The following is a 16,278-nucleotide window of genomic DNA, read 5'->3' as shown; positions in this document are numbered from 1 at the left end:
CTGGGTCAAATGCCTTCGACGACGATCATTCGCATGATCGCGGCGCCCTGGCGCGATGCACGCGCCTTGCTGTATTCGGGTGATGAATTGAATTTCTTGGCCGCCTCGACGTCCGGAAATTTGAGGATCACGATGCGTTCCGGATGCCAGTCGCCTTCGAGTACCTCGACCTTGCCGCCGCGCACGCAGACTTCGGCGCCGTGCACCTTCATGGCCTCGGAGGACCACTTCTTGTATTCCTCGTACTGCGTCGGGTCAGTGACCTGGACGTTGGCGATGATGTAGGCACTGGTCATGCTTCAAACGAGTCCTCTAGAAAAGCGTTCTTCTTGGTGACGGTGTCGAGCGCGAGGAGCGTCTCGAGCAGCGCCTTCATGTGCTTGAGCGGCACGGCATTGGGGCCGTCGCTCAGCGCCTTGGCGGGATTCGGATGCGTTTCCATGAAGAGGCCCGCCACGCCGACCGCGACCGCAGCCCGCGACAGCACCGGCACCATTTCGCGCTGGCCGCCGGAGCTCGTGCCCTGGCCGCCCGGCAACTGGACCGAATGGGTGGCGTCGAAGACCACCGGCGCGCCGGTCTCGCGCATGATGGCGAGCGAGCGCATGTCCGAGACGAGGTTGTTGTAGCCGAAGCTCGCACCGCGTTCGCAGGCCATGAAGTTGTCTTCGGGCAAGCCCTTTTCCTTGGCGGCCGCACGCGCCTTGTCGATCACGTTCTTCATGTCGTGCGGCGCGAGGAACTGGCCCTTCTTGATGTTGACCGGCTTGCCCGACTGCGCGACGGCGCGGATGAAATCGGTCTGCCGGCAGAGGAAGGCCGGCGTCTGCAACACGTCGACCACCTTGGCCGCGGCGGTGATGTCCTCCTCGGTGTGAACATCGGTCAGCACCGGCAGGCCAAGTTCGCGCTTGACCTTTGCGAGCACTTCCAGCCCCTGCTCACGGCCCGGGCCGCGAAAGCTCGTGCCGGACGAGCGGTTGGCCTTGTCGAAGCTGCTCTTGAAGATGAACGGGATGCCGAGCGAGGAGGTGATTTCCTTCAGCGTGCCGGCCGTGTCCATCTGGAGCTGTTCGGACTCGACGACGCACGGCCCGGCGATCAGGAAGAAGGGCTTGTCCAGCCCGATGTCGAATCCGCACAGTTTCATAGTGCCCCCTCGCTTGCCACTTCCTGTGCCGCGCTGCCCCCCGAGGGGGGCCTCGCGTCTTGGAGCGGTCCTGCGACGCTCATGCCACCACCTTGAGTGCTTTCTTGTCGGTGCCCTGGTGATCCAGCGCTGCCTTGATGAATGCGTTGAACAACGGATGACCGCCCCAAGGCGTGGACTTGAACTCGGGGTGGAACTGCACGCCCATGTACCAGGGATGCACCTCCTGCGGAAGTTCGACGATCTCGGTGAGGTGCTCGCGCTGCGTGAGCGCGGAGATCATGAGGCCGGCGCGGCGCAGGTCGTCGAGGTAGTTGACGTTGGCTTCGTAGCGGTGGCGGTGGCGCTCGGTGACGACATCGCCGTAGATGCTGTGGGCCAGCGTGCCGGGGGCCACGTCGGAGCTTTGTGCGCCCAGGCGCATCGTGCCGCCGAGGTCGGACTTCTCGTCGCGCACCTTGACCGTGCCGTCGGCATCCTTCCACTCGGTGATCAGCGCGATCACGGGGGTGGGCGTCTGCGGATCGAACTCGGTGCTGTTCGCGTTCTTGAGGCCGGCCACGTTGCGGGCGTACTCGATGGTCGCTACCTGCATGCCCAGGCAGATGCCCAGGTACGGCACCTTGGTTTCGCGGGCGAACCGCGCCGCGGCGATCTTGCCCTCGACGCCGCGCTGGCCGAAGCCGCCGGGCACCAGGATCGCGTCGTACTTGCCCAGGCGCGCCACGTCCTGCGGCGTGATGGTCTCGGAGTCGACGTAGTCGATCTTCACGCGCGCATGGTTCTTCATGCCGGCGTGGCGCAGCGCCTCGTTGAGCGACTTGTAGCTGTCGGAGAGGTCGACGTACTTGCCGACCATCGCGATCGAGACTTCCTTCTGCGGATGCTCGACTTCGTAGACGAGGTCGTCCCAGCGCTTGAGCTTGGCCGGCGGCGTGTTGATGCGCAGCTTGTCGCAGATGAGGCCGTCGAGGCCCTGCTCGTGCAGCATGCGCGGCACCTTGTAGATGGTGTCGACGTCCCACATCGAGATCACGCCCCATTCGGGCACGTTCGAGAAGAGGGAGATCTTGGCGCGCTCGTCGTCGGGGATCGGGCGATCGGCGCGGCACAGCAGCGCATCGGCCTGGATGCCGATCTCTCGCAGCTTCTGCGCCGTGTGCTGGGTCGGCTTGGTCTTGAGCTCTCCAGCGGCGGCGATCCACGGCACATAGCTCAGGTGAACGAAGGCCGAGTTGTTCGGCCCCAGGCGCAGGCTCATCTGGCGCACGGCTTCGAGGAAGGGCAGCGATTCGATGTCGCCCACCGTGCCGCCGATCTCGACGATCGCCACGTCGACCTCGTGCGCGGTGCCGATGCCGGCGCCGCGCTTGACGTACTCCTGGATCTCGTTGGTGATGTGCGGGATCACCTGCACCGTCTTGCCGAGGTAGTCGCCGCGGCGCTCCTTCTCGAGCACGGTCTTGTAGATCTGGCCCGTGGTGAAGTTGTTGGCGCGGCGCATGCGCGTCGTGATGAAGCGCTCGTAGTGGCCGAGGTCGAGGTCGGTTTCGGCCCCGTCGTCGGTAACGAACACTTCGCCGTGCTGGAAGGGCGACATCGTGCCCGGATCGACGTTGATGTACGGGTCGAGCTTGATGAGGGTGACTTGGAGGCCGCGCGATTCGAGCAGGGCGGCTAGGGAGGCGGAGGCGATTCCCTTTCCGAGGGAAGACACCACACCGCCGGTGACGAAGACGAATTTGGTCATGCCAGTTCCGGACGCAGTTCCGGGAAGTGGGAAATGGGGATTGTAGAGGACGGGCACCCATTAAACTTTCCCGATGCAACAAGACCTCACGGGCAAGCACATCGTTTTGGGCCTCTCGGGCGGGATCGCCTGCTACAAGTCGGCCGAGTTATGTCGGCTTCTGGTCAAGGCGGGCGCCACGGTGCAGGTCGTCATGACCGAGGCGGCGGCGCAGTTCATCACGCCGGTCACGATGCAGGCGCTGTCGGGGCGGCCTGTCTATACCTCCCAGTGGGATGCGCGCGAGGTCAACAACATGCCCCACATCAACCTGAGCCGGGAAGCCGACGCGATCGTGCTGGCGCCGGCCAGCGCCGATTTCATCGCACGGCTGGTGCAGGGCCGGTCCGACGAGCTGTTGAGCCTGATGTGCCTCGCGCGGCCGATCGACCGGGTGCCGCTGCTGATTGCGCCGGCCATGAATCGCGAGATGTGGAGCCATCCCGCCACGCAGCGCAATCTCCGGCAGGTGGATGCCGACGGCGCCCGCGTGCTGGGCGTCGGCAACGGCTGGCAGGCCTGCGGCGAAACCGGCGATGGCCGGATGCTCGAGCCCGAGCAGCTGTTCGAGGAAATCGTCGCCCAGTTCCAGCCGAAGGTGCTGGCGGGCCAGCATGTCGTGGTCACCGCCGGGCCGACTTTCGAGGCGCTCGATCCGATCCGCGGCATCACCAACCATTCGTCCGGAAAGATGGGCTTTTCGATCGCGCGCGCGGCACGCGATGCCGGCGCGGAAGTGACGCTGATCGCCGGCCCTGTCCACCTGCCGACCCCGCGCGGCGTTCGCCGGGTCGACGTCAAGTCGGCGCAGGACATGCTTGGGGCGACCCTCCAGGCCGTGCAGACCGCCGCGATCTTTGTCGCGACGGCGGCTGTGGCCGACTGGCGGCCGGCCACCCACAGCGAGCACAAGATCAAGAAGGACGGCAGCGGTAAGCCGCCGGTGCTGCATTTCGTCGAGAACGAGGACATCCTGCTCACGGTCGCGCAGGGCGCACGCGCCAAGGGCGGCGACCTTTTCTGCGTCGGCTTTGCCGCGGAAAGCGAAAACCTAGTGGAGCATGCCAAGGCCAAGCGCGAACGCAAGGGCATCCCCCTCCTGGTGGGCAACATCGGGCCGCTGACCTTCGGCCAGGACCACAACAGCCTGCTGCTGGTCGATGCCAAGGGGGTTCGCGAACTGCCGCGCGCGCCCAAGCTCACGCTGGCGCGCGAGCTCGTCGCCGAAATCGCGGCGCGCGTGCCGGAATACGTGCGTTCGGCAAAAAAGCAATGAAATTTTCAAATACCCAAGGACCCATTCAGTGAAAGTCGACGTTCGCATCCTCGATCCCCGCATGCAGGACCAATTGCCTGCCTACGCCACCCCCGGCAGCGCCGGGCTGGACTTGAGGGCCTGCCTCGATGCGCCGATCACGCTCGAGCCGAACGGGTGGCAGCTGGTGGGGACCGGCATCGCGATCCACCTCGCGGACCCGGGCTATGCGGCGCTGATCCTTCCGCGATCGGGGCTGGGACACAAGCACGGCATCGTGCTGGGCAACCTGGTCGGATTGATCGACAGCGACTACCAGGGCGAGCTGAAGGTGAGTGCCTGGAACCGCAGCAACACCCCCTTCGTGCTGCAGCCGATGGAGCGGCTGGCGCAGTTGATGATCGTCCCCGTGGTGCAGGCGCAATTCCGCGTGGTCGCTGAGTTCCCGCCGAGCGAACGCGGCGAGGGCGGCTACGGCTCGACCGGCAAGCACTGAAGTCGGCGCCATGTAGGCGCCCGCCTGCACCGGCTTGCGGAACCGTTTCGCGCGCGTAAAGACAGGAACCCCGCACTGCGCGCCGCATCGAAGGTTTCAACATGTGAACTGCGTCATCGTGCGCCCCGGTAGCGCGTTGACAGACACATGTGGCGCGCCTTCGACGCACCATTTTGAGGAAGCATCCAAACATGAAGATCTCGATTCGTCCCCTCGCCATCGCCGCTTCGGTCGTCGCGCTTTCGGCCCTGACGGCCTGCGTGGCGCCCCAACCGGTCTATGAGACCGCCCGCTATCCCTACCAGCCGCCGCCGCCGCAGATGGCACCCGGTGCCTACATGGAATACGGCCGTGTCGCCAACATCGAGGTGATCCAGAGCCAGTCCTCGGGCGCTCCGACGTCCGGCGCCGGCGCGATTGCCGGTGGCGCTGTCGGCGGCGTGCTCGGCAACCAGATCGGCCACGGCAACGGCCGCGCGGCTGCCACGGCGCTCGGCCTCGTGGGCGGTGCGCTGCTGGGCAACAGCATCGAGGCGAACAACAAGGCGCCGAGGACGTACCAGACCTACCGCGTGTCGATCCAGACCGACAACGGCGGCTATCGCGCGTTCGACGTGCCGTCGCCGGGCGACCTGCGCATCGGCGATCGCGTGGTCATCAATAACGGCCAGATTTCCCGCTATTGAGCTATTGGCAGAGCGGCTGCGCCATTGAAAAAGCCGGGCAGTGCCCGGCTTTTTTGTGCGCGTCGGTTCAATGCAGAAGGTCGTTGCCCGGCGCAGTCGGCGGAATCTTGAAGAAGCCGGTGCCTGCGGTCCCGCGGCCGACTTCTTCCTCGGTGGCTTCGCGGACCGAATTCACCGTGATGTCGAGCCGGATCGCGATGCCCGCGAGCGGATGATTGCCGTCGAGCACGAGGTGTTCCGGATAGATCTCGCTCACCGTGTAGAGGACGTCCTTCGGCATGTCCGGATTCACGCCCGTGGGCAGTGCCGCGCCGTCGAAGGTCATGCCTTCCTCGGTCTCTGCGGGGAAGAGCGAGCGCGGTTCGAGAAAGAGCAACTGGTCGTTGAAGTCGCCGAACGCTTGCTCGGGCTCCAGCTGGAGCTGCACCTTGGCGCCGGGTTCATGGCCGAGCAGGGCAGCCTCGATCGCGTCGAAGAGATCGTCTCCCCCGATGAGGAATTCGACCGGCTCATCCAGCACGTCGAGCACGTCGCCGAGCGTGTCCTTGAGGGTCCAAGTGAGGCCGACCACGCATTGTTCAGAGATTTCCATACGAGAATTCTCCCATGGAGATTGATCAACCCTTGCCCCTGCTCGGCGGCCTGACCGCCCGGCAATTCATGCGACGCCACTGGCAGAAAAAGCCGCTGCTGATCCGGCAGGCGATACCCGACATGGTGCCACCAATCGCGCGCGGCGAACTGTTCGACCTGGCTGGGCGTGAGGATGTCGAGTCGCGCCTCATCCGGCATGGCAACAAGGGATGGTCGCTGCGGCATGGCCCCTTCGCCCGGCGCGCATTGCCTTCGCTGCGCCAGGCGGAATGGACGCTGCTGGTGCAGGGCGTCGATCTTCATCACCAGGGCGTGCACGAGCTGTTGCGGCGCTTCCGGTTCGTGCCCGACGCGAGGCTCGACGATCTCATGATCAGCTACGCCAGCGACGGCGGCGGCGTGGGGCCGCACTTCGACAGCTACGACGTGTTCCTGCTGCAGGCGCATGGCTCGCGCCGCTGGTCCATCGGGCGGCAGCGCGACCTGCGTCTGCAGCCGAACGTGCCGCTCAAGATCCTCGCGCAGTTCGAACCCGAGGAAAGCTTCGTGCTCGAGCCGGGGGACATGCTGTACCTTCCGCCGCGCTATGCGCACGACGGCGTGGCGGTCGGCGGCGATTGCATGACCTATTCGATCGGCCTGCGTTCGCCGGCGGCTGAACCGCTCGGTGCAGATCTGCTGGCGCGCATCGCAGAGGCGCGCGCCGATGAATTGCAGGACGCGGTGGGTCAGGCGGCGACGCACTACCGCGATCCTTCGCAGCCCGCATTGCAGAACCCCGCCGAGATGCCCTCCGCGCTGCAGACCTTCGCGCGCGAAGCGGTGCTCGCCATCATGCGCGACGGCGACATGATCGACCGCGCGCTCGGCGAATCGATGACCGAGCCGAAGCCGACCGTGTGGTTCGACCAGGGCGAGCCGCCTTCGGAATTGAATGGCGTGTCGCTGGACCGCCGCACGCGCATGCTGTATGACGCGCGCCACCTCTACATCAACGGAGAGAGCTTTCGCGCATCCGGCCGCGATGCCAAGCTGATGCGTCGGCTGGCGGATCAGCGCACGCTCGGTCCGCGCGACTTGGCAGGTGCAAGCGAAGATGCGCTGTCGCTCCTGAGCGACTGGTGCGAAGCGGGGTGGCTGCATGCAGACTGAAGACGATCCACGCATCGAACTGCCCGAAGGCTCGTTCGATGGGCGTCATGCCTTCGACGCGCACTTGCGCAGCGCGTTCGCCGCGGCCGCCCGGCAGAATTGGCGCGAGTTCGTTTGGAGCGATCCGGATTTCAGCGACTGGCCGCTCGGTGAGCGCAGCGTGATCGATGCGCTGCAGGCATGGGCCTCGGCGGGTCGCCAACTGGTCATGGTTGCGCAGCGCTTCGATGTGTTCGAGCGCGAGCATGCGCGGTTCGTGCACTGGCGCAGGATGTGGGGACACATCATCGATTGCCGCGTCTGCAACGGGCCGGGCATGCCGCAGGTTCCGAGCGCCATCTGGACGCCGTCGTGGTTTCTTCACCGTATCGACATCGAACATGTGCGAGGCGTCTGCGGCGCCAGTCCCGAGAGCCGGCGTGCGGTGCGCGAGCGCATTGACGAGTGTCTTCGCCATGCGAAACCGGGCTTTCCGACTTCGACATTGGGCTTGTAAGCCAATGCCGCGAATCACACCCTGAAACGGCTGCTCGCGAGGATGCAGGTCTAGAATTTTTTGATCGTGACCCTCATCCAAAGGAGCCGTGAAATGAACAAGCACGTATTGCTCGCGTCGCTGGTCGCCGCTGCCGCGTTGACCGCATGCGGAAAGAAGGAAGAACCTCCCCCGGCCGTCGTGGCGCCACCTGCTGCACCGGCACCGGCCGCGCCCGCATCGCCTTCGGCAGGCGCGACGACCACGACACCGCCCGGTTCGCAGTCCTCGCTCGACGCTGCGAATGCCGCGACCGACGCCGCGAAGAAGCAGGCGGAGACACCCCCCGCGAAGCCCTGAGCGCGTTGTCCGGATGAGCAAAGGCCGCCGACGCGCGGCCTTTGTCTTTTCTCGATGGCCTCGGACGGCTACACGTCGAGCCAGGGCGATCCATCCGCCGCGGTGGCGGTGAGCATCTCGTCCTCGCGCGCGCCGAGTGCCTCGGCCATGAGGCGGCGAACGATCTCCGGCCTGTTGTTCTGCTCGCTCAGATGCGCGGCGAGCACATGACGAAGTCCTGCATGCGTGACGGTGCGCGCGATCTCCGCGGCGGCGGTGTTCGACAAATGGCCATAGTTGCCGCCGACGCGTTGCTTGAGAAAGGGTGGATACCGGGAACTCGCGAGCATGTCGCTGTCGTGGTTGAACTCGAGCAGCAGTGCGTCGAGGTGCATGAGCCGGCCCAGTACATGGGGTGTCGCATGTCCCAGATCGGTCAGGACGCCAAGGCTGCGCGCGCCATCGGTGCAGCGCATCTGAAGCGGCTCGCGCGCATCGTGCGGCACGGTAAAGGGCTGGACGAGCATGTCGCCGACCACGATGTCCACGCCATCATGCGCAAGGTGGAGCCGTCCCTCGAAGTCGCGGCCGCCGGTGGCGAGCCAGGTGCCTTCGCTCATCCACACGGAAATGCGCTCGCGGCGCGAGAGCGTGTGCGCGCAGCCGATGTGATCGGCATGCTCGTGCGTGATGAAGACAGCGTCGATGTCGGCTGGTGAAAGTCCGGCTCGTGCGAGCCGGACTTCGAGATGACGCAGCGTGAAGCCGCAATCGATCAGGAGCCGAGAGATCCTGCCGCCACTGGTCGCCTCGACCAGCGTGGCATTGCCCGTGCTGCCGCTGCCGAGGCTGCGGAAGCGCAGCATGGCGGCCTAGGCCGCTGGGCCGTGAAACGATCCGGCCAGCGAAGCGGGGCCCGTTCGTGCAGTCCCGCGGAGCCGGCTTTGCCGGGCCGCTGGGATTGCCCCCGGTGAGGGGGTGGAGAGCGGCACGAAGTGCGCGAGCCTGGGGGAGAGTGTCATTTCAGATCGTCGGCGATGACCTGGACGATGCGCTTGGCGTTGGCCGAGCTGTCAGGCGCACCCGACCCGTCGAGCACCGACACCGTGCTCGAATTGCCCGAGCCCTTGACCAGGATCCGGAACTTGAGCGGCGCCTCGGTCTTGCCCGAGCCAAAGGTGAACAGCTTGCCGAACAACCCCGGCTCGCTCTTGTTCGGATTCGGTGGAACGTAGCGCACGAAGTAGGTGCCGGCCGTGCGGTCGCGATCCTCCACGGTGAAGCCGGTGCGGTCCAGCGCCAGGCCGACGCGGCGCCATGCGCGCTCGAAGCCTTCGCTGATCTGGACCACGGGCTGGCCGTTGACGTCCGCGATCTTGGAGGTCTGGATGGGCGCGCCGGCCGCAACGATGGCCTTGGACTGCTCTTGCGAAACGCCGAGCTTGACCATCAGGCGGCGAAGGAACTCGGCCTCGAGTTCGGGGTCGCTCGGGCGCGGCTGCCACATCGTGGCGTCCTGGCGGGCGGTGCTGTAGACCTCCTGCATGCCGCGGTGGCTGACGAAGATCTCGGTGCCGTTCGGCGTGCGCTCCATGCGTGTGCGGAAGCGGTCGAGTTCGCCGGTGGAGTAGAGCGAATCCATGAACTTGCCGATCGTGCTGCGGATGACGTCCTGCGGCAGCTTGGCGCGGTTTTCGGCCCAGTCGGTTTCCATGATGCCGAGGTTGCGTTGCTCGGTGGTGATCAGGAAGCCGCTCTCTTGCCAGAAGTCCTTGACCGGATCCCAGAGTTGCTCGGGGGTGCGATTGATGACCAGCCAGCGCTGCGACCCAGCGCGTTCCATGCGGACATCGCCGACCGAACTGACGGCCGTGGGCATGCCTGGCGCATTGGAGAGACCGGCCTGGTACGTATTGGCCGATACCGCGCCGCCGGGAATGGCGTAGCGGTTGTCGCGCGAGAGCTGCGTCAGGTCCGGCGGCACTTCGAGGGTGGGGGCCTTGCCGGCGCTCTTGTAGTCGATCTTGTCGCTCTCGAGGGACGAACAGGCCGCAAGACTGACGACCACGGCCAGCAGGGCGAATCGTGAAATGGTGTTCAACGTCATCATCTTTCTGGGAATGTCTAGCTCAATGGATGGGCTGCATCGCCCGCAGTTTCAGAGCGCAGTCCGACCAAAAGGTTGCCCGCATTCGCGGACTGCGCGGTAAAGATGGATCAACCCTTGAGCAGACCGGTCGCTCGCAGCGCGGCTTCGACGGCCGGACGGCTGGCTTCACCGAGTTCGGTGAGGGGCAGGCGCAATGCGCCGCCGCACAAGCCGAGCCGTGCCATGGCCCACTTCACGGGGATGGGATTGGGTTCCACGAAGAGGTTGCGATGCAACGGCATGAGCTCGAACTGGATCTGCATGGCGCGCTTGACGTCGCCGGCGATGGCGGCCACGCACAGCTCGTGCATCTTGCGCGGCGCCACGTTGGCCGTGACGCTGATGTTGCCCTGGCCGCCGCACAGCATGAGCGCAACGGCCGTCGGGTCGTCGCCCGAGTAGATGGCGAAGTTCTTCGGGACCTCGCGGATGAGCCATTGGGCCCGCTCGATGTTGCCCGTGGCTTCCTTGATGCCGATGATGCCGGGCACCGTCGCGAGGCGCAGCACCGTGTCGTGCGCCATATCGGCGACCGTGCGGCCGGGCACGTTGTAGAGCACGATGGGGAGGTCGCCGACGGCTTCGGCGATCGCCTTGAAGTGCTGATACTGGCCTTCCTGCGTCGGCTTGTTGTAGTAGGGGACCACCTGAAGCTGGCAATCGGCGCCGACGCTCTTGGCGAACTTGGCGAGTTCGATGGCTTCCTTGGTGGAGTTCGCGCCGCAGCCGGCCATGACGGGGACGCGGCCCTTGGCCTGCTCGACCGTGACGCGGATGATTTCGCAATGCTCTTCGACGTCGACCGTCGGCGACTCGCCGGTGGTGCCGACCACGCCGAGGCAATCGGTGCCTTCATCGATGTGCCAGTCGATCAGCCGGCGCAGTGCGGGGTAGTCGACGCTGCCGTCGTCATGCATCGGCGTGACGAGGGCGACGATGCTGCCTGTGAGTTGCTCCAAGGGGGATCTCTTTGTCGGTGGACGAAAAGCGAACATTCTACTGATCCGCCGTTGCTCGCGGCTCAGGGCCGCCCCGGGGCCTAGCGGGCGCCGAGCGGGTGGCGGGGTGGCAAGGCGCCCGGCGGCGCCGCCGGCCGACAGGCGGCGATCCGCTGGACGAAGCGGTCCGGCTCCGCGAGGAAGCCGTTTTCGTAGGCCACCACTCGCAAACCGGCGCAGGCGGTCATCAATTCACCCGGCTGCAGGAGGAAATCCGGCCGGGAGGGTTTTCCGACCGTTTCGTTGCCCGCCGCGAAGGTTTCGTACAGAAGAACACCGCCCGGCGCCACCGCCGCCACGATGTCGGGAAGCCGAGGACGCCACAGGTAGTTCGTGACGATCACCGCGCCGAATCGCTGGTCCGGAAACGGCCATGGACCGTTCTCGATGTCCGCCAGCAGCGTCTGTCCATACGGCGCGGCGGCATCCAGAGCCTCCTGAGACCGGTCGACGCCGGTGGCCGCATGGCCGCGTTCGGCCGAAAAACGCATGTGGCGTCCGGAGCCGCAAGCGACGTCCAGCACCGTCGCGCCGGGCGCCAGCAGGTGCCACCAGCGCTCGATCCAGGGCGAGGGCGCGAGGGAAGCGTGCTTCAAAAGCAGGCCCAGAGCTGGTCGATCATCGCCACGAGGAAGGCCGGCCGCGTGTAAAGCGCAAAAACACCCGCGAGCAACACCGCTGCGGCCGCCAGCCAGCCGGTCTGGACGAGGTGACGTTCACCCCCAGCCTCGCCCACTTCGCGTGGCTCGGGCGCTCCCTCTCCGGGGGCAACCCCAGCAGCCCGGCCAAGCCGGTTCTGCGGGGTTCCTGGATTTGGCTGCGCAGGTGTCATGCGTGTTCAGGCGGGTTGTGCGGCTGGGCGCGCGATCGCGCTTTCCTTGACCGGCAGGTTGATCAGCGCCGCGAATACGCCCAGGGCGATGGCGATGTACCAGACGATGTCGTAGCTGCCGGTCCGGTCATAGAGATAGCCGCCCAACCAGACGCCCAGGAACGAGCCCACCTGGTGGCTGAAGAACACGATGCCGCCCAGCATCGAGAGATGCGCCACACCGAAGATCTGCGCCACGATGCCGCTGGTCAGCGGAACGGTCGACAGCCACAGGAAGCCCATCACGGCCGCGAAGACGTAGACGGTGAGCGGCGAGATCGGCACGACCAGGAAGAGCGTGATCGCCACCGCCCGGGTGATGTAGATCGCCGCGAGCAGCTTGCGCTTGGCCAGCCGGGCACCCAGCGAGCCGGCGACGTAAGTGCCGAAGACGTTGAACAACCCGATCAGCGCCAGCGCGTAGCTCGCCACTTCGGGCGACAGGCCCCGGTCGCGCAGGTAGCTGGGCATGTGTACGCCGATGAACACCACCTGGAAGCCGCAGACGAAGTAGCCTGCAGTCAGCAGCATGAAGCTCGGATAGCCGAAGGCTTCGCGAATCGCCTGGCCGATCGTCTGATGGCGGCGCACCGCGACCGAGTCGTGGCGCGGCTCGCGCAGCCCGAAAGCCAGCGGAACGATCATGAGGACCATGGCGGCCAGCACGACCAGCGAGGTGTGGGCGCCGAGGCGGGCGATCAACTGGCCCTCGACCGGCACCATCAGGAACTGGCCGAACGAGCCGGCCGCGGCGGCCACGCCCATGGCCCAGGACCGCTTTTCGGGCGAGATCTGCCGGCCGATCACGCCGTAGATCACCGCGTAGGTGGTGCCCGCCTGCGCGGCGCCGATCAGCACGCCGGCCGTGAGCGCGAACAAGAGCGGCGTGGGCGAAAACGCCATCCCGAGCAGGCCCAGCGCATACAGGACCGCGCCGGCCACCAGCACGCGGAAGGCGCCCAGCTTGTCGGCCAGCATGCCGGCGAACACGCCGATCACACCCCACGAGAGGTTCTGCACCGCGATCGCGAACGAGAACGCCTGCCGCGACCAGCCCTGCTCCTGCGTGATCGGCTGCAGCCACAGGCCGAATCCATGCCGGATCCCCATCGACAGCGTGACGATCATGGCCCCGCAGACGAGGACCTGCTTGAGGCTGAGGGGCTGGGTGGCGGCGGGATGCATGGCGGGGGAATGTACCCAAAAGCCGCCTTCGGCGCCGGGCTGAGGCCAAAAGCGATTATTGATATTTGCGCGTCCCATTGATGAGGCGAACGCGCGGACCTCCCGGCCGTGCGGCCCCTCGCCCTAGAATCCCGCGCCATGGCAAGCAAGGAACCAGGCAGTTACGGGGAAGCGTCGATTCGCGTCCTCAAGGGCTTAGAGCCCGTCAAGCAGCGGCCGGGCATGTACACCCGGACCGACAACCCGTTGCACATCATCCAGGAAGTGCTGGACAACGCCGCCGACGAGGCGCTCGCGGGGTACGGCAAGAAGATCAAGGTGGTCCTCCATACCGATGGCTCGGTGAGTGTGGAAGACGACGGCCGCGGCATCCCGTTCGGGCTCCATCCCGAGGAGAAGGCACCGGTCGTCGAACTGGTGTTCACCCGCCTGCACGCGGGCGGCAAGTTCGACAAGGGATCCGGCGGCGCCTACAGCTTCTCGGGTGGTTTGCACGGCGTGGGCGTCTCGGTGACCAATGCGCTGTCGAAGCGCCTCGAAGTCACCTCTTACCGCGAAGGCTCGGTCGCGCAGATCGCGTTCGCGGCCGGCGACGTGATCGAGAAGCTCAAGGTGCGTCCGCAGGAAAGTGCGTCCGCCTCGAACGGCGACGGCCCCCGCGACCGCCGGCAGGGCACCACGGTGCGCGCCTGGCCCGACGCGAAGTACTTCGAGTCGGCTGCGCTGCCCATTCATGAACTCACGCATCTCCTGCGCAGCAAGGCGGTGCTGATGCCGGGCGTCTCGGTCTCGCTCGTCGTCGAGAAGACCAAGGAAACCCAGACCTGGCTCTACAAGGGCGGCCTGCGCGACTACCTGATGCAGACGCTCACCGGCGACCCGGTGATCCCGCTCTTCGACGGCTCGGGCCATGCCGACAAGAACGCCGACAACTTCGCCGAAGGCGAGGGCGCCGACTGGTGCGTCGCGTTCACCGAGGACGGCCAGCCGGTGCGCGAGAGCTACGTCAACCTGATCCCGACCAGCGCCGGCGGCACGCATGACAGCGGCCTGCGCGATGGCCTCTTCAACGCGGTCAAGAGCTTCATCGACCTGCATTCGCTCTTGCCCAAGGGCGTGAAGCTGCTGCCCGAGGACGTCTTCGCGCGAGCCTCGTACGTGTTGTCGGCGAAGGTGCTCGACCCGCAGTTCCAGGGACAGATCAAGGAACGGCTCAACTCGCGTGACGCGGTGCGGCTGGTCTCCAGCTTCGTGCGGCCGGCGATGGAACTGTGGCTCAACCAGCATGTGGACTACGGCAAGAAGCTGGCGGAGCTCGCGATCAAGGCCGCGCAGACGCGCCAGCGCGCCGGCCAGAAGGTCGAGAAGCGCAAGGGCTCCGGCGTGGCCGTGCTGCCCGGCAAGCTCACCGATTGCGAGAGCCGCGACACCGCGCACAACGAGGTCTTCCTCGTCGAGGGCGATTCGGCCGGCGGCAGCGCCAAGATGGGCCGCGACAAGGAATGCCAGGCCATCCTGCCGCTGCGCGGCAAGGTGCTCAACACCTGGGAAGTCGAGCGCGACCGTCTCTTCGCCAATACCGAGATTCATGACATTTCGGTCGCGATCGGCGTCGACCCGCACGGTCCCGACGACACGCCTGACCTCTCGGGCTTGCGCTACGGCAAGATCTGCATCCTGAGCGATGCCGACGTGGATGGCTCGCACATTCAGGTGCTGCTGCTCACGCTGTTCTTCCGTCACTTCCCGAAGCTCATCGAGGCGGGGAATGTGTATGTGGCGAAGCCGCCGCTTTTCCGTGTCGATGCACCGGCGCGCGGCAAGAAGCCGGCCTCGAAGGTCTATGCGCTGGACGAAGGCGAACTCACTGCCATCCTCGACAAACTGCGCAAGGACGGCGTGCGCGAAGGCGCATGGAGCATCAGCCGCTTCAAGGGCCTGGGCGAAATGAGCGCGGAGCAGCTGTGGGAAACCACGCTGAATCCCGATACGCGGCGCCTGTTGCAGGTGCGGCTCGGCCGCTTCGACGTGCAGGGCACGCAAGGCGAGATCACCAAGCTGATGGGCAAGGGTGAAGCAGCGGCCCGCCGCGAACTGATGGAACTGCGCGCGGACGACGTCGAGGTGGATATCTAGCTCGCCCCCAGGCTGCGCGCACTTCGTGTCGCGCGCGCCTTCCCCCTACCCGGGGCAACACCGGCGGCCCGGCAAAGCCGGTTCCGCGGTGTTCCTGGCGTCGCGCGCGCAAGCGCTTCGAACAATTTGTGACCGTGCGGGGCATGTGCGTTTACCGGGCGCGGGCATAGTGCCGCATGGCGAAATCGATGAGGTTTTCTGGATGGATCGTTGTGCTGCTGTCGGCTCTCGTGCTGGCAGTTTCGCCGCAGGCCGCCCGGGCGACGGACATCTTCGGTTACGTCGATGAGAAAGGCGTGGCGCATTTCGCGTCGGAAAAGCTCGACGAGCGCTACCAATTGTTCTTCCGTGGCGGGCAGAGCTTCGATACCTCGAACGGCCTCGGCCGGAGGCGCGGCGGCCCGATCGACGGCAAGGTCCCGCGCGCATCGCAGGCACTGGTCTCCATGTTCGAGGCATCGCCGAGCTACAAGCCCGCGCAGGCCGCGATGCACGAAGCCGCGCGCCGTCACTCGATCGACTACGAACTGCTGCAGGCGCTCATCGCGACCGAGTCGGGCTTCGATGCGCAGGCCGTGTCGCCCAAGGGCGCGCTCGGGCTCATGCAGGTGATGCCGGCGACGGCGGAGCGCTACGGGGTGGCGGCCGACAAGCGCGCCTCGATCGAGAAGAAGCTCTTCGACCCGCGCGTCAACATCGCCACCGGCGCTCGCTACCTGCGCGACCTCATGGGGATGTTCCCCGGTGATCTCGAACTCGCGCTGGCCGCCTACAACGCGGGCGAAGGGGCGGTGCAACGCGCGGGCAACAGGATCCCCAACTACCGCGAGACGCAGAATTACGTGAGCACGGTGCTCCAGCTCTACGCCTGGCTCAAGCCTTCGGCCGCAATCGGCAGTGGCAAGGCGCCGGCGCGCATCCGCATGGAAATGGGCGTGCCGGCGGGTGGTGCCCTCGGTCGTGGCAATATGCCCCCCGACGCGCGCTGACCCAATATCTTTTT

18 protein-coding genes are annotated in these 16,278 nt (G+C 66.1%); 8 read left to right on the top strand and 10 right to left on the bottom strand.

The annotated features are described in order from the left end of the window. Positions 1–5: 5 nt before the first annotated feature. The 3 genes from WKW77_RS14965 to WKW77_RS14955 all read right to left on the bottom strand — a co-directional run bounded on the left by WKW77_RS14965 (position 6) and on the right by WKW77_RS14955 (position 2,900). Positions 6–296, bottom strand: coding sequence for a DUF1330 domain-containing protein (locus tag WKW77_RS14965; RefSeq protein WP_340357649.1), 291 nt, complete (start codon positions 294–296; stop codon positions 6–8). Continuing rightward, complete coding sequence (kdsA, locus tag WKW77_RS14960; RefSeq protein WP_340357648.1) at positions 293–1,150, bottom strand: 3-deoxy-8-phosphooctulonate synthase; 858 nt, start codon at positions 1,148–1,150, stop codon at positions 293–295. Before kdsA ends, WKW77_RS14965 begins: the two co-directional genes overlap by 4 nt. 79 nt (positions 1,151–1,229) lie before the next feature. Further along, positions 1,230–2,900, bottom strand: a complete 1,671-nt coding sequence (locus WKW77_RS14955) for a CTP synthase (protein WP_340357647.1) — start codon at positions 2,898–2,900, stop codon at positions 1,230–1,232. A 73-nt stretch (positions 2,901–2,973) separates the two neighbouring features. Here WKW77_RS14955 and coaBC point away from each other — a divergent pair, with 73 nt between their 5' ends. The 3 genes from coaBC (at position 2,974) to WKW77_RS14940 (ending at position 5,376) form a co-directional block, all read left to right on the top strand. After that, the gene (gene coaBC, locus WKW77_RS14950; protein WP_340357646.1) at positions 2,974–4,215 is read left to right on the top strand and encodes a bifunctional phosphopantothenoylcysteine decarboxylase/phosphopantothenate--cysteine ligase CoaBC; all 1,242 of its coding nucleotides are present in this window, start codon (positions 2,974–2,976) and stop codon (positions 4,213–4,215) included. Between the two features lie 28 nt (positions 4,216–4,243). Continuing rightward, positions 4,244–4,690 carry a dUTP diphosphatase gene (dut, locus tag WKW77_RS14945; RefSeq protein WP_093166044.1) on the top strand — a complete coding sequence of 149 codons (447 nt, stop codon included), beginning with the start codon at positions 4,244–4,246 and terminating at the stop codon, positions 4,688–4,690. A 191-nt stretch (positions 4,691–4,881) separates the two neighbouring features. Further along, on the top strand, positions 4,882–5,376 hold the full coding sequence (locus tag WKW77_RS14940) for a glycine zipper 2TM domain-containing protein (RefSeq protein WP_340357645.1): 495 nt from the start codon (positions 4,882–4,884) through the stop codon (positions 5,374–5,376). Positions 5,377–5,443: 67 nt separating this feature from the next. Here the strand turns inward: WKW77_RS14940 and WKW77_RS14935 are convergent, their stop codons facing one another. Then, positions 5,444–5,968: an FKBP-type peptidyl-prolyl cis-trans isomerase gene (locus WKW77_RS14935; protein ID WP_340357644.1), complete on the bottom strand. Its 525-nt coding sequence runs from the start codon at positions 5,966–5,968 to the stop codon at positions 5,444–5,446. A gap of 14 nt (positions 5,969–5,982) precedes the next feature. Here WKW77_RS14935 and WKW77_RS14930 point away from each other — a divergent pair, with 14 nt between their 5' ends. From WKW77_RS14930 to WKW77_RS14920, 3 genes are all read left to right on the top strand, one after another. Beyond that, a complete protein-coding gene (locus WKW77_RS14930) occupies positions 5,983–7,122 on the top strand; it encodes a JmjC domain-containing protein (RefSeq protein WP_340357643.1) in 1,140 nt (379 codons plus the stop codon). Then, positions 7,112–7,618, top strand: a complete 507-nt coding sequence (locus tag WKW77_RS14925) for a hypothetical protein (protein WP_340357642.1) — start codon at positions 7,112–7,114, stop codon at positions 7,616–7,618. The genes WKW77_RS14930 and WKW77_RS14925 overlap by 11 nt, the downstream gene beginning before the upstream one ends. A gap of 93 nt (positions 7,619–7,711) precedes the next feature. Further along, a complete protein-coding gene (locus WKW77_RS14920; protein WP_340357641.1) occupies positions 7,712–7,957 on the top strand; it encodes a hypothetical protein in 246 nt (81 codons plus the stop codon). A gap of 68 nt (positions 7,958–8,025) precedes the next feature. On the opposite strand, the gene WKW77_RS14915 is transcribed toward WKW77_RS14920, so the two are convergent. The 6 genes from WKW77_RS14915 to WKW77_RS14890 all read right to left on the bottom strand — a co-directional run bounded on the left by WKW77_RS14915 (position 8,026) and on the right by WKW77_RS14890 (position 13,139). Next, on the bottom strand, positions 8,026–8,802 hold the full coding sequence (locus tag WKW77_RS14915) for an MBL fold metallo-hydrolase (protein ID WP_340357640.1): 777 nt from the start codon (positions 8,800–8,802) through the stop codon (positions 8,026–8,028). Positions 8,803–8,954: 152 nt separating this feature from the next. Beyond that, the gene (gene bamC / locus WKW77_RS14910) at positions 8,955–10,046 is read right to left on the bottom strand and encodes an outer membrane protein assembly factor BamC (RefSeq protein ID WP_340357639.1); all 1,092 of its coding nucleotides are present in this window, start codon (positions 10,044–10,046) and stop codon (positions 8,955–8,957) included. Positions 10,047–10,153: 107 nt separating this feature from the next. Beyond that, positions 10,154–11,080, bottom strand: a complete 927-nt coding sequence (gene dapA, locus WKW77_RS14905; RefSeq protein ID WP_340357638.1) for a 4-hydroxy-tetrahydrodipicolinate synthase — start codon at positions 11,078–11,080, stop codon at positions 10,154–10,156. A gap of 44 nt (positions 11,081–11,124) precedes the next feature. Continuing rightward, entirely contained in the window at positions 11,125–11,679 is a 555-nt protein-coding gene (locus tag WKW77_RS14900; protein WP_340357637.1) for a class I SAM-dependent methyltransferase, read from the bottom strand. Further along, positions 11,676–11,819, bottom strand: coding sequence for a hypothetical protein (locus WKW77_RS14895; RefSeq protein ID WP_340357636.1), 144 nt, complete (start codon positions 11,817–11,819; stop codon positions 11,676–11,678). The genes WKW77_RS14900 and WKW77_RS14895 overlap by 4 nt, the downstream gene beginning before the upstream one ends. 102 nt (positions 11,820–11,921) lie before the next feature. Beyond that, a complete protein-coding gene (locus WKW77_RS14890) occupies positions 11,922–13,139 on the bottom strand; it encodes an MFS transporter (RefSeq protein WP_340357635.1) in 1,218 nt (405 codons plus the stop codon). Positions 13,140–13,277: 138 nt separating this feature from the next. Between WKW77_RS14890 and WKW77_RS14885 the strand changes: the two genes are divergently transcribed. Both WKW77_RS14885 and WKW77_RS14880 read left to right on the top strand, forming a co-directional pair. After that, entirely contained in the window at positions 13,278–15,275 is a 1,998-nt protein-coding gene (locus tag WKW77_RS14885; RefSeq protein WP_340357634.1) for a DNA topoisomerase IV subunit B, read from the top strand. 188 nt (positions 15,276–15,463) lie between these two features. Continuing rightward, positions 15,464–16,264, top strand: coding sequence for a lytic transglycosylase domain-containing protein (locus WKW77_RS14880; RefSeq protein ID WP_340357633.1), 801 nt, complete (start codon positions 15,464–15,466; stop codon positions 16,262–16,264). Positions 16,265–16,278 lie beyond the last annotated feature (14 nt).

The sequence above is a fragment of the Variovorax ureilyticus genome (genome assembly GCF_037889935.1).
In the GTDB taxonomy this organism is placed as follows: Bacteria; Pseudomonadota; Gammaproteobacteria; order Burkholderiales; family Burkholderiaceae_C; genus Variovorax; species Variovorax ureilyticus.
This window is presented reverse-complemented; position numbering and strand designations above follow the sequence as displayed.